We start from the raw sequence: 13,182 nt of genomic DNA, 5'->3' as shown, positions 1-13,182 counted from the left end.
GTCCCGCCCCCCCCCCCCCCCCCCTTTCTCCCCCCCCCCCCCCCCCCCCCCCCCCCCCCCCAACCCCCCCCCCCCCCCCCCCCCCCCCCCCCCCCCCCCCCGCTTCTCCGGGGAGAAGGGTCAGGCCAGCAGTTCCACCTCCGCCAGCGTCGCCTCGCCGGTCAGGACCAGCCGGTAGTGCGCGTACGACCGCGGCGTCGCCACCGAGAAGGCCCGGGTCTGCTTGTCCCACGCGAAGGACTCGCCGGAGCGCTTGTCGAGCGTCGACCAGTGGGTGCCGTCCGAGGAACCCTGCAGGGTCCAGCCGGTCGGCGCCTTCGTGTGGTCCGCGGAGGTCAGGGTGTACTGAACTCCCTTGGTGCGCGCGGCGACCGGCAGCTCCACCGATGTCACGCTCGCGTTCGTCGCCGAGGTGTTGTCGAAGAGCGCGCCGTCACCCTTCAGCGTGTCCGCCCGCGGCGAGGGCACCTTGTCGTCCTGGGTGACGGACACCGGTGCGTCCTTCTTGCCGGAGCCCCAGGCGGACGGCTTGGAGCCCATGTCGAACTCCAGCACCCCGCCCTTGGCGATCAGCGCGTGCGGCAGGGAGGTCGACTTCCAGGCCTTGCCGTTGACCTTCAGTCCCTGCACGTACACGTTCCTCGCGCTGTTCTTCGGCGCCTTGACCACCAGGTCCCGGCCGTTCTCCAGGTGCACGGTGGCCTTGGTGAACAGGGGGGAGCCGACGGCGTACTCGCCGCTGCCCATCACCAGCGGGTAGAAGCCGAGCGAGGAGAAGAGGTACCAGGCCGACTGCTCGCCGTTGTCCTCGTCGCCGTGGTAGCCCTGGCCGATCTCACTGCCGGTGTAGAGGCGGGAGAGCACCTCGCGGACGTTCTTCTGCGTCTTCCAGGGCTGACCCGCCGCGTCGTACATGTAGTTGACGTGGTGCGCCACCTGGTTGGAGTGCCCGTACATGCCCATCCGGACGTCACGGGCCTCCGTCATCTCGTGGATGACACCGCCGTACGAGCCGACGAACTCCGGCGAGGCCGTCTCCGGCGTCGCGAAGTAGGTGTCCAGCTTCTCCGCGAGAGAGCCGCGCCCGCCGTACAGGTTCGCGAGGCCCCGGCTGTCCTGGGGCGCCGTGAACGCGTAGCCCCAGCCGTTGGTCTCGGTGTAGTCGTACCCCCACACACGCGGGTCGTACTTCGAGGACTCGACCCGCCAGTCGCCCTTGGCGTCGCGGCCCTGGAAGAAGCCGGCCTTCGTGTCGAAGAGGTTGACGTAGTCCTGCGCCCGGTTGAGGAAGTACGCGGACTCCTCCTTGTACTGCTTCTTGCCGGTCTTCTTGTAGAGGGCCTCGCCCATCTTCGCGATGCCGTAGTCGTTGAGGTAGCCCTCCAGCGCCCACGACAGGCCCTCGTGCGTGTCGGTGCTCGTGTAGCCGAGGAAGGGCGAGGTCGACATGCCCTTGCGGCCCACACCGGACGACGGCGGGACGACGGTGGCGTTCTTCACGGCCGCCTTGTACGCGGACTCCGCGTCGAAGTCGACACCCTTCACGTACGCGTCCGCGAACGCCACGTCCGAGGACGTGCCGGTCATAAGGTCCGCGTAGCCGGGCGAGGACCAGCGCGAGGTCCAGCCGCCGTCCTTGTACTGCTGGACGAACCCGTCGACCATCTCACCGGCCTGGCCGGGGGTCAGCAGCGAGTAGGCCGGCCAGGTCGTCCGGTAGGTGTCCCAGAAACCGTTGTTGACGTACACCTTGCCGTCGACGATCTTCGCGCCGGTGTGCGTCGGGGTGTCCGGGTTCGGCATCGCCGAGAACGGCGAGGCGTACTGGTACTTCGAGCCGACCTTCTCGAAGCCGGAGTTGGGGTACAGGTACAGCCGGTACAGGCTGGAGTACAGCGTGGTCAGCTGGTCGGGGGTCGCGCCCTCGACCTCCACCTTGCCGAGGATGCCGTCCCACTGCTGCTGCGCCCGCGCCTTCACGGTTCCGAACGAGGTGCCGTCCGGGATCTCCTGGCGCAGGTTGTCCTTCGCCTGGTCGATGCTGATGAGCGAGGTCGCCAGCCGCAGGGTGACCGAGTGGTCGGCGCCCGGCTTGAACTTCAGGTAGCCCTTGACGCCCGACGAGGTCCCCTCCGTCACCGGCGCGTCGAAGACGCCGTACACGAACAGCCGGGTGGCCCCGGTGGACAGGCCCGACTTCACGTCCGAGTAGCCGGTGAAGGTCCCGCTCTCCTTGTCGAGGGTGAGGCCGGCCTGGTCGGTCACGTTGTCGAAGACGACGCTCGCGTCGTCACCGGGGTAGGTGAAGCGCAGTGAGGCGGCGTGGTCGGTGGGCGCCATCTCCGCCTTGAGCCCGTTCTCGAACGTGACCCCGTAGTAGTACGGGCGGGCCGTCTCGTTCTCGTGCCGGAAGGCGAGGGCACGGGCGCCGCGGCCGGTGTCCGGGGTGCCGGAGGCGGCCGACGGCATCACCTGGAAGGTCTGCCGGTCGCCCATCCACGGACTCGGTTCGTGGCTCGCGCTGAACGCCTGGATGGTCGGCAGGTTGTCCGCGTTGTTGGAGCGGGCGTAGTCGTACAGCCAGCTCAGCGAGCCCGCGTTGGTGACCGGCGTCCAGAAGTTGAAGCCGTGCGGCACGGCCGTCGCCGGGAAGTTGTTGCCGCGTGAGAAGCCACCACTGGAGTTGGTGCCCCGGGTCGTCAGCGCGTAGTCCGACAGGTGCGCCTTCGGCTTCTCGGGCGCGACGGCCTTCACGGCGATGTCGTCCAGCCAGCCGCGGAACTTCGCCGGCCCCTTCGGGGAGTCGTACGCCACGAGTATCCGGTCCACGGTGCGGCCCGCCGCGACGGACCCGATCCGGGAGCGGACGTTGTTCCACTGGTTGACGTACAGGACCTTGGACGCGCCCTGGCCCTGCGGGGTGAGCGCGAATCCGTGCTGGTCGGTGGCGTTCAGGCCGCTCAGATACGTGCCGTCCGTGAACACCAGGTCCACGGACACGTTCGTGGCGTCGTAGTCCCGGTCGCCGTCCGCCATCGACGGGAAGATCCGGTACGACAGCTCGGTGTCCCGGCCGACCGCGACGTTCACGTCGAAGACCTTGTTGTACGAGTAGGCGTGCCCGTCCGTCTTGTGCGTACCGGCGTAGCGCAGGGCCCGCTTGCCCGTGAAGCCCGCGCCCGCCTTGGCGGTGGGGGAGCCGCTCGGGCCGCGGTCCACCAGCGAGAGCATGTCCCTGGGGGCCGGATCGTCGGTGCCGCCGACGGAGAACTGCAGGTCGGCGAGTTGCGTGGCGTCCGAGGCGCCGTTGTTCCTCGTGACCTGCCACCGGAAGTGCTGGTACTCCGCCGGCTGTGCCAGGTCGTAGGACTTCGTCTGGAACCGTGCGGAGAAGGATGCGCCGGAGCGGCTGTCGAGGTCCTTCCAGTCCTTGCCGTCGGCCGAGCCCTGCAGGGTCCAGTCCTTGGGGTCGCGCTCGTCGTGGTCGTTCGCGGACGTGAGCGCGTAGGTGACCAGCTTGACCGGGGCGTCCAAGTCGAACTCGACCCAGCCGGTGGGCGCGAAGGTGAGCCACTTGGTGCTCGACTCGCCGTCGACGAGGTTCTCCTTCACCTCCCCGCCGCCCGCGTTCTCACCGCTCGCCCGGAGGTCCGTGACGTGGTCGCTCACATTGCCCGGGATGCCGCTGCTGTAGCCGCCGTCGACACCCGAGGAGCGTTTCGTGCCGTCCGGCGACGTATCCACCGTATTCAGCCAGTCCGGTGCGGGATCGCCTGTTTCGAAGGAGGAGGCGAACTCCTGGTCGGCGGCGGCCTTTTCGGCCGGCCGCGCGACGGCGGCGCCCTGTGAGGCCATCACCAGAGCGAAGGCGGCCGTTGCGACGACCGCCGAGGAACCCCGTCTGAGTCGAGCTCTCTGCATGCGTGAGCACCCTCCCTGCGCTTCGGACAACGTTGTCAATTTCGCTGCGCAAGGACCAGTAGGGAGTCAAGTTGCCAGTGATGTCAAGGGTGTTGGATGCGGCATTCGGGCCTGATGTCAGGGATTTCTCTCTGCGGGAGTCCACAGGCGCCCCATATTTCCGTGAGGTCTCAACTCGGAAAAGACCCACGGGCAAACCTGCATTCGATCTTGCTCCGCTGGCGGGAAGTGGACTATACCTGTCGGCGTCTGGTCCGCCGTCTTCGATGGTCGGAGGACAGGCAGGACCCGGGGGGGAATCTCGATGTCACGCACCGTGCCCAACACGCCGAATGCCGTGCCGTCCAGCTGAATCCCCCACGCACGACCCCAGCTTCACCACACCGCGGTGCCGGGGAGGATCCGGTTCACCGCCTGAGTCCTGGAGAAGGCGAGGACTTGAGCATGGGATCCACTTCCGCCGAGAACAGCAACACCGAGGGTGTCGGCCGCCGCGCTTTGATCAAGCGGTCCGCCGCGCTCGGCCTGATCACCGTCCCGACGATGAGCTTCCTGTCCGCGTGTGCCAGCGGCGGGGGCGACGACGACTCGGGTGACGGGAACAAGGGCAAGACCAGCAAGAAGAACCCCTTTGGTGTGGAGAAGGGCAGCAAGCTCGACGTCGTCGTCTTCAAGGGCGGATACGGCGACGACTACGCGAAGGCCTGGGAAGCCGCGTTCGACAAGAAGTGGGGCACCAAGAGCGCCCACACCGGCACCCAGGAGATCACCGGCAAACTCCAGCCGCGCTTCAACAACAACACCCCGCCGGACATCGTCGACGACTCCGGCGCCCAGCAGATCAAGCTGGACGTGCTCTACAAGAACGACCAGTTGCTGGACCTCGCCGAGGTGCTCGACGCGCCGTCCATCGACGACCCGAGCAAGAAGGTCCGCGACACCCTGATCCCCGGCACCCTCGACCCGGGCCTGCAGGGCGGCAAGGTCGTGGCCCTCAACTACATCTACACGGTGTGGGGTCTGTGGTACTCCGGCAAGCTCTTCAAGGAGAAGGGCTGGGAGCCGCCGAAGACCTGGGACGACTTCCTGGCCATCTGCAAGGACGCCAAGTCGCAGGGCATCGGCGGCCTCGCCCACCAGGGCAAGTACCCGTACTACATCAACGTCGCCATCATGGACCTGATCGCCAAGAAGGGCGGTCTGGACGCCATGAAGGCGATCGACAACCTCGACCCGAAGGCGTTCGTCGGCAGCGACGCCGCCCAGGCGGCCATCGAGGCGATCTACGAGATCGTCGAGAAGGGCTACCTGATGCCGGGCACCAACGGCCTCACCCACACCGAGTCGCAGACCCGGTGGAACCAGTACAAGGCCGCCTTCATCACCTCCGGCTCCTGGCTGGAGAACGAGCAGCTCAAGCAGACGCCGGACGACTTCGACATGAAGTTCCTGCCGATGCCGGTGCTGCCGGACAGCGCGCTGCCGTTCGAGGCGATCCGGGCCGGTTCGGGCGAGCCCTTCATCATCCCGAAGAAGGCCGGAAACCTGCCCGGCGCCCAGGAGTTCATGCGGTCCATGCTCTCCAAGGAATGGTCGACGGTCTTCGCGCAGAAGGCGAACTCCCTCACCATCCTCAAGGACGGTGTGGCGGACGGCGTGCAGCTGCGTCCCGGTACGCAGTCCACCGTCGAGGCCTCGAAGGCGGCGGGTGACAACACCTTCAATTACCTGTACATCAACTGGTACAGCGAGATGGGCACCGCCATCGAGAACGCGTCCAACGAGCTGATGTCCAAGCGAATTCAGCCGAAGGAATGGCTGAAGCGGGCCCAGCAGGCGGTCGACAAGGCGGCCAAGGACCCGGAGTCCAAGAAGAACCACCGCGACTGATCACGCTCACCCGGAACACCAGGGGCAGGATGCCATGCGAAAAGGGCAGTACCGGTTCGTCGCGGGGTTTCTCCTCGCACCATTGGCTCTGTATCTGATCTTCGTGATCTGGCCGTACATACAGACCATCGGCTACTCCTTCACCGACTGGAAGGGCCAGTCGCAGACGTTCAGTTTCGTCGGTCTGGACAATTACAAGACCCTGTTCCAGGACGACGTCTTCCTCGGAGCGATCTGGCACAACATCCTGTTCCTGCTGTTCATCCCGGTCGTCACCATCCTGCTCGCCCTCTTCTTCGCCTTCATGGTGAACGCGGGCGGGCGGGGTGGGGCCGGCGGTGTGCAGGGCGTGGCGGGCTCGGGCTTCTACAAGATCGTCTACTTCTTCCCGCAGGTGCTCTCGCTGGCGATCCTCGCGGTGCTCTTCGGGGCGGTCTACCGCAGTGACGGCGGCGGCCTGCTCAACGGCATCCTCATCAAGCTGGGACTGGTCGACGAGAACAGCCCCGTGGAGTGGATGAACGAGCCCAACATGGTGCTGTGGTGCCTGGTGGCGGTGGTCGTCTGGCACGGCGTCGGCTTCTACCTGGTGCTGTTCTCCGCCGCCATGCAGTCCATCCCGAAGGACATCTACGAGGCCGCGCTGCTCGACGGCGCCAAGCGCACCCAGACCTTCTTCCGGGTCACCCTGCCGCTGCTCTGGGACACCGTGCAGACCGCCTGGGTCTACCTCGGCATCATCGCGATGGACATGTTCGTGCTCGTCTCCACGATGACCCAGGGAGCGGGCTACGGCGGCGGCCCCGACCATCACAGCGAAGTGATGTCCAACGTGATGATGCGCAACTTCCTCTACTACGGGAAGAGCGGCTACGCCTGCGCGATGGGCGTCATCATGCTCCTCCTCACCCTGATCCTGTCCGTGGTCACGCTGCGCGCCACCCGCCGCGAGCGCATCGAGTTCTGAGCGGGAGAGAGACCATGAGCGCACCCATCAAGGAGCCGACCGCGGTCGGCGGCGGCGTCCCCGGCCAGCGGTCGGTCAGCAAGGCCCCGCCGCGCCCCGGAGACCGGCGCAGCGAGGGACTCACCCTCAACGTCTTCTCGCACGGATTCCTCGCCCTGTGGGCCGTGCTGATCATCCTGCCCCTGATCTGGCTGGTCCTGGGCTCCTTCAAGACCGACGCGCAGATCGGCGGTTCGGCGCTCGGCTGGCCGACGAACTGGCAGCTCGACGTCTTCAGCAGGGCCTGGGACAAGGGCATCGGCGACTACTTCACGAACACGGTCATCGTGCTCGTGTTCTCGGTCCCGCTGACCATGCTGCTCGGCTCGATGGCGGCCTACGTCCTGGCCCGCTACGAGTTCCCGGGCAACCGGCTCGTGTACTACTTCTTCGTCGGCGGGGCGATGTTCCCCGTGTTCCTCGCCCTGGTGCCGCTGTTCTTCATGGTGAAGCGGCTGGACATGTTGAACACGTACCAAGGGCTGATCCTGGTCTACATCGCCTACTCGATGCCGTTCACCGTCTTCTTCATGCACGCCTTCTTCCGCACGCTGCCGCACGCGGTCTTCGAGGCGGCGGTCCTGGACGGCGCCTCGCACACCAGGGCGTTCTTCCAGGTCATGCTGCCGATGGCCAAGCCGGGACTGCTGAGCGTCGGCATCTTCAACGTGCTCGGCCAGTGGAACCAGTACATCCTGCCGTCGGTCCTGATGCAGCCACAGGCGGGCGGGGATCCCGAGCGGTACGTCCTCACGCAGGGGCTCATCCAGCTCCAGCAGCAGCAGGGGTACGCCACCGACCTGCCGGTCCTCTTCGCCGGCGTCACCATCGCGATGATCCCGATGCTGGTGGTCTACCTGTCCTTCCAGCGCCAGGTCCAGGCGGGCCTCACCTCGGCCACCCTCAAGTAGCCCGGAGCAACCGCGCGCGTACGCCACCCCCGACGCGGGGGTGGCGTACGCGTGTCCGGACGGTGACGGCGCCGGAAAGGCGATCGATGGTCCCGATTTCCGTCAAGGACTTGACTGCGGTAACCCGTTCAGCGGAGCTTGGAGTTCACAACTTGTAAGTGACCCGGGTCCCATTGCTGTGGCCTGGATCACACGGGCGGCATCGGCGCCGCCCGGCTGAGGGCAGGAGTGGATGAGTCGATGGAGACTCCGGGGTCGCAGTCGTCGCTGCACCGAGCAAATCTGGAGCGCGTCGTCCGTGCGGTGCGCCTTGCCGGGTCGCTCACGCAGGCGGAGATCGCGAGGACGACGGGCCTGTCCGCTGCAACGGTCTCCAACATCGTGCGCGAGCTCAAGGACGGCGGAACGGTCGAGGTCACGCCCACGTCGGCGGGGGGTCGCAGGGCCCGCAGCGTCTCGCTCAGCGGCGACGCCGGCATCGTCATCGGTGTGGACTTCGGGCACACGCATTTGCGCGTCGCGGTCGGGAATCTCGCCCATCAGGTGCTGGCCGAGGAGTCCGAACCCCTCGATGTCGACGCCTCCGCCGCGCAGGGGTTCGACCGGGCCGAGGAGCTGGTCAGTCGCCTGATTGCAGCAACAGGAGTCGACCGGTCGAAGATCGCCGGGGTGGGCCTCGGCGTGCCCGGCCCGATCGACGTCGAGTCCGGCACGCTGGGCTCCACCGCCATCCTGCCGGGCTGGACCGGCACGCGGCCCGCCGAGGAGCTGCGGGGGCGGCTCGGCGTGCCCGTGCACGTGGACAACGACGCCAACCTGGGCGCTCTCGGCGAGCTGGTGTGGGGGAGCGGCCGGGGCGTGCGCGACCTGGCGTACATCAAGGTCGCGAGCGGCGTGGGCGCCGGTCTGGTGATCAGCGGCAAGATCTACCGTGGCCCGGGTGGCACAGCGGGAGAAATCGGGCATATTACTCTTGATGAGTCCGGTCCGGTCTGCCGCTGCGGTAACCGGGGCTGCCTGGAGACCTTCGCGGCCGCGCGGTATGTGCTGCCGCTCCTCCAGTCCAGTCACGGCACGGATCTGAGCATGGAGGGCGTCGTCCGGCTGGCGCGGGACGGTGATCCGGGCTGCCGTCGGGTGATCGCCGACGTCGGCCGCCACATCGGGAGTGGAGTCGCGAATCTCTGCAATTTGCTGAACCCGAGCCGGGTGGTCCTCGGTGGCGATCTCGCCGAGGCCGGGGAGCTGGTTCTCGGGCCCATCAGGGAGTCTGTCGGCCGGTACGCCATCCCCAGTGCCGCGCGTCAACTCTCGGTGTTGCCAGGGGCTCTTGGAGGCCGTGCGGAGGTCCTCGGAGCACTCGCTCTCGCCCTCAGCGAGATGGGTGATTCGACCCTTTTGGACGGTTCTCTGCCAGCCGTCACTCCTGCCTTCACTTAGAGAACGGATGGCACCGTTGCCATCTCGTTAAGGATTTACTTCTTGACGTCGCACGTGTGGCCGAGTTGACTTCCAGCCACCTCGGCCGCAACGTCGCGGCCTCGTCAGGGAGGTTTCTGAAGTGAACACGCGTATGCGTCGTGCCGCCGTTGCCGTTGCCGCTGGTGCGATGGCCGTTTCGCTGGCCGCCTGTGGCAGCGCCAAGGAGTCCGGTGGCGACAGCGACAGCTCCAGCTCGGCGAAGAAGGGCGACGCGATCAAGGTCGGTCTGCTCCTTCCCGAGAACCAGACCGCGCGCTACGAGAAGTTCGACAAGCCCCTGATCGAGAAGAAGATCAAGGAGCTGACGAACAACAAGGGCGAGGTCGTCTACGCCAACGCCAAGCAGGACGCGACCACCCAGTCGCAGCAGGTCGACACGATGATCACCAACAAGGTGGACGTCCTCATCGTCGACGCCGTCGACTCCAAGGCGATCGCCAACTCGGTCAAGAAGGCCGACGACGCCGGCATCCCGGTCGTCGCCTACGACCGCCTCGCCGAGGGCCCGATCAAGGCCTACACCTCCTTCGACAACGAAGAGGTCGGCCACGTCCAGGGCAAGGCGCTCCTGGAGGCCCTGGGTGACAAGGCCAAGCCCTCCGCCAAGATCGTCATGATGAACGGCGCGATCACCGACCCGAACGCCGCCCTCTTCAAGAAGGGCGCGCTGGCCGAGCTCAAGGGCAAGGTCGACATCGCGAAGTCGTACGACACCAAGGAGTGGAAGCCGGAGAACGCCAACTCGAACATGGATGCGGCGATCTCCGCGATCGGCAAGAAGAACATCGTCGGCGTGTACTCCGCGAACGACGGCATGGCGGGCGGCATCATCACCGCCCTGAAGTCCGCGGGCGTCACCCCGCTCCCGCCGGTCACCGGTCAGGACGCCGAGCTCGCCGGTGTGCAGCGCATCGTCGCGGGTGAGCAGTACATGAGCGTCTACAAGCCCTACGCCCCCGAGGCCGACGCCGCCGCCGAGATGGCTGTCGCGCTCGCCCAGGGCAAGGACCTCGGCGACGTCGCCAAGGACTCGGTCGACAGCCCGACCACCAAGGGTGTCCCGTCGGTGCTCGTCCCCGTCACCTCGCTGACGAAGGACAACATCAAGGACACCGTCGTCAAGGACGGCGTCTACACCGTCAACGACATCTGCACCGCCAAGTACAAGTCCGCCTGCGAGAAGGCCGGCCTGAACTAATCACCGCCGAGTCCCTTTGCAGTCAGGGGAATTCGTCCTTGAATTCCCCTGACGGGACTCGCACCGAAGGCTCCTCCGGCGCCCCGCACTCACCAGCCCCGCAAGCTCGGGCGGGGCGCCGGACGGAACACTCACCCCCTCCCAAACTTCTGCACAACCTCCCGCCGGGTCAGGCGGCGAAGGAGATGGTTCACGTGTCCGCTACGCCCGTGCTGGCGTTGCGCGGGGTCTCCAAGCGGTTCGGTGCCGTCCAGGCGCTCACCGACGTAGAGCTTGAGGTCCACGCCGGTGAAGTCGTCGCCCTGGTGGGCGACAACGGCGCCGGAAAGTCCACGCTGGTCAAGACGATCGCCGGCGTGCATCCCATCGATGAGGGTGTCATCGAGTGGGACGGCAAGGCCGTCCAGATCAACAAGCCGCACGACGCCCAGAACCTGGGCGTCGCGACGGTCTACCAGGACCTCGCGCTGTGCGACAACATCGATGTCGTCGGCAACCTCTACCTGGGCCGTGAGCTGAAGAAGCGCGGCATCCTGGACGAGGTCGAGATGGAGCGCCGCTCCCGCGAACTGCTCCAGACGCTGTCGATCCGCATCCCCAGCGTGCGCATCCCGATCGCCTCGCTCTCCGGCGGTCAGCGCCAGACCGTGGCCATCGCCCGTTCCATGCTCGGCGAGCCGAAGCTGGTCATCCTCGACGAGCCCACCGCGGCGCTCGGCGTGGAGCAGACGGCCCAGGTGCTCGACCTGGTCGAGCGGCTGCGCGAGCGCGGCCACGCGGTCCTGCTCATCAGCCACAACATGGCCGATGTGAAGGCCGTCGCCGACAAGGTGGCCGTGCTCCGGCTCGGCCGCAACAACGGCATCTTCGAGGTCAAGTCGACCTCGCAGGAAGAGATCATCTCCGCCATCACCGGCGCCACGGACAACGCCGTGACCCGTCGTGCGGCGCGCAGCAACGGGGAGGCTCAGAAGTGAGCATCGACAAGACCTCCGCCACCACCGGCGACACCGCCGTGGTGAACCCCGAGGCCGCCGCCGGAGCCGACGTCGCCGTCGACCCCCGGCTGCTGGTCCGCGAGCGCGGCTTCGCCGGCTACCTCGACGAGTTCAAGCGCAAGATGCGCGGCGGTGACCTGGGCTCCATCCCGGTCATCGTCGGTCTGATCCTCATCTGCGCGATCTTCCAGAGCCTGAACTCGGCGTTCCTCTCGTCCGAGAACATCAACAACATCGCGGTCGCGATGGTGGCCACCGGCATGATGTCCGTCGGCATCATCTTCGTGCTGCTGCTCGGCGAGATCGACCTGTCGGTCGGCTCGGTCAGTGGTGTCGCGGGAGCCATCACCGCCGTCCTCACCGTCACGCACGGCATGAACGAGTGGCTGGCCGTGGTCATCGCCCTCGCCAGCGGTGCGGCCATCGGCGCGATCCACGGCTTCTTCTTCGCCCGGATCGGTGCGCCCGCGTTCGCTGTCACCCTGGCCGGCCTGCTGTTCTGGCTCGGCTTCATGCTCCAGATCCTGGGTGAGAACGGCACGATCAACATCGACGGCGACGGTGTCGTCGGCAAGCTGACCACGTACTACTTCTCGGACGTCGCGGCCGCCTACGGCCTCGCCGCCCTCGCGGTCGTGGTCTTCTTCGTCACCTCGTTCCTGGACAGCCGCCGCCGCGAGGCCGCGGGCGTCCCGTCCCGGCCGCTCAGCGAGATCGTGCTCCGCACGGTCCTGCTCGCGATCGTCGGGTTCGCCGCGGCGATCATGTTCAACCAGTACAAGGGCCTGCCCTTGGCCCTGCTGCTGTTCCTGCTCGTCCTGGTCGGCACCGACTTCCTGCTGCGCCGCACGGGATACGGCCGCAAGATCTTCGCGCTCGGCGGCAGCGTCGAGGCCTCCCGTCGTGCCGGTATCAACGTCACGGGGGTGCGGATCTCGGTCTTCGCCATCGCGGGCTTCTTCGCCGCCGTCGGCGGTCTGTTCTGGTCGTCCAAGATCGCCGCGGCCAACCAGAGCGCCGGTGCCGGTGACCTGCTGATGAACGTCATCGCGGCGGCCGTCATCGGCGGCACCAGCCTCTTCGGCGGCCGCGGCCGCACGTGGAACGCGCTGCTCGGTGTCATGGTCATCACCTCGATCCAGTACGGCCTGGCCCTCGAGGGCATCGCCACGCCGATCCAGTACATGATCACCGGTGGTGTCCTGCTCGCGACGGTCGTGATCGACTCCGTCACCCGCAAGACCCAGAAGACCGCGGGCCGCGCCTAGCAGCCCCCGGCCTCTTCCGGCCCTTGATCGAAGTGCCCGGCGCCAATGGCGGTGCCGGGCACTTCTCTGTCCCGGTGCACCCTGCGTCCTGCGGTGGAACGCTCGTACGAGAACATTTACGTCCGTTCGCGTGACGTACAACGCAAGGCCCGGGCGCCGTCGCCGAAGGCGGAACATTAGACTCGACAGACCCGGCAAAGCTCGAACAGCTCTACTGCAAGGAGGCACGGGTGCCGCTGCTGACCCGCATCAGGGGACCGCGCGATCTGGACCGGCTCAGCCTGGAAGAGCTGACGCAGCTGGCCGAGGAGATCAGGACGTTCCTGGTCGAAGAGGTCTCCAAGACCGGCGGCCACCTCGGCCCCAACCTCGGTGTCGTCGAGCTGACCATCGCCCTGCACCGCGTCTTCGAATCGCCGCGGGACCGGGTGCTGTGGGACACGGGCCACCAGTCCTACGTCCACAAGCTGCTCACCGGCCGCCAGGACTTCTCCAAGCTCAAGATGAA

9 protein-coding genes are annotated in these 13,182 nt (G+C 67.0%); 8 read left to right on the top strand and 1 reads right to left on the bottom strand.

What is annotated here, in order from left to right; all coding sequences use genetic code 11:
• Window positions 1–120 precede the first annotated feature (120 nt).
• Window positions 121–3,921, bottom strand: a complete 3,801-nt coding sequence (locus ACZ4NT_RS21005; protein WP_183117063.1) for a GH92 family glycosyl hydrolase — start codon at window positions 3,919–3,921, stop codon at window positions 121–123.
• A gap of 444 nt (window positions 3,922–4,365) precedes the next feature.
• Between ACZ4NT_RS21005 and ngcE the strand changes: the two genes are divergently transcribed.
• The 8 genes from ngcE to ACZ4NT_RS20965 all read left to right on the top strand — a co-directional run.
• Entirely contained in the window at window positions 4,366–5,811 is a 1,446-nt protein-coding gene (gene ngcE / locus ACZ4NT_RS21000) for an N-acetylglucosamine/diacetylchitobiose ABC transporter substrate-binding protein (protein WP_121406638.1), read from the top strand.
• A gap of 34 nt (window positions 5,812–5,845) precedes the next feature.
• The gene (locus ACZ4NT_RS20995) at window positions 5,846–6,778 is read left to right on the top strand and encodes a carbohydrate ABC transporter permease (protein ID WP_121406639.1); all 933 of its coding nucleotides are present in this window, start codon (window positions 5,846–5,848) and stop codon (window positions 6,776–6,778) included.
• 14 nt (window positions 6,779–6,792) lie between these two features.
• Window positions 6,793–7,728: a carbohydrate ABC transporter permease gene (locus ACZ4NT_RS20990; RefSeq protein ID WP_121406640.1), complete on the top strand. Its 936-nt coding sequence runs from the start codon at window positions 6,793–6,795 to the stop codon at window positions 7,726–7,728.
• 240 nt (window positions 7,729–7,968) lie between these two features.
• Window positions 7,969–9,168, top strand: coding sequence for an ROK family transcriptional regulator (locus ACZ4NT_RS20985; protein ID WP_121406641.1), 1,200 nt, complete (start codon window positions 7,969–7,971; stop codon window positions 9,166–9,168).
• 133 nt (window positions 9,169–9,301) lie between these two features.
• Window positions 9,302–10,408: a substrate-binding domain-containing protein gene (locus tag ACZ4NT_RS20980; RefSeq protein ID WP_183117107.1), complete on the top strand. Its 1,107-nt coding sequence runs from the start codon at window positions 9,302–9,304 to the stop codon at window positions 10,406–10,408.
• 185 nt (window positions 10,409–10,593) lie between these two features.
• Window positions 10,594–11,385, top strand: coding sequence for an ATP-binding cassette domain-containing protein (locus tag ACZ4NT_RS20975; protein WP_121406643.1), 792 nt, complete (start codon window positions 10,594–10,596; stop codon window positions 11,383–11,385).
• The gene (locus tag ACZ4NT_RS20970; protein WP_121406644.1) at window positions 11,382–12,674 is read left to right on the top strand and encodes an ABC transporter permease subunit; all 1,293 of its coding nucleotides are present in this window, start codon (window positions 11,382–11,384) and stop codon (window positions 12,672–12,674) included. Before ACZ4NT_RS20975 ends, ACZ4NT_RS20970 begins: the two co-directional genes overlap by 4 nt.
• Window positions 12,675–12,904: 230 nt before the next feature.
• Window positions 12,905–13,182 (top strand): 1-deoxy-D-xylulose-5-phosphate synthase N-terminal domain-containing protein (locus ACZ4NT_RS20965; protein ID WP_467726854.1); only part of this gene is annotated, 278 nt, incomplete at its 3' end.

It is taken from the genome of Streptomyces sp. NPDC026417 (assembly GCF_055567695.1).
The sequence above is the reverse complement of the archived record's forward strand: the minus strand, read 5'-3'. Positions and strand labels throughout refer to the sequence as shown.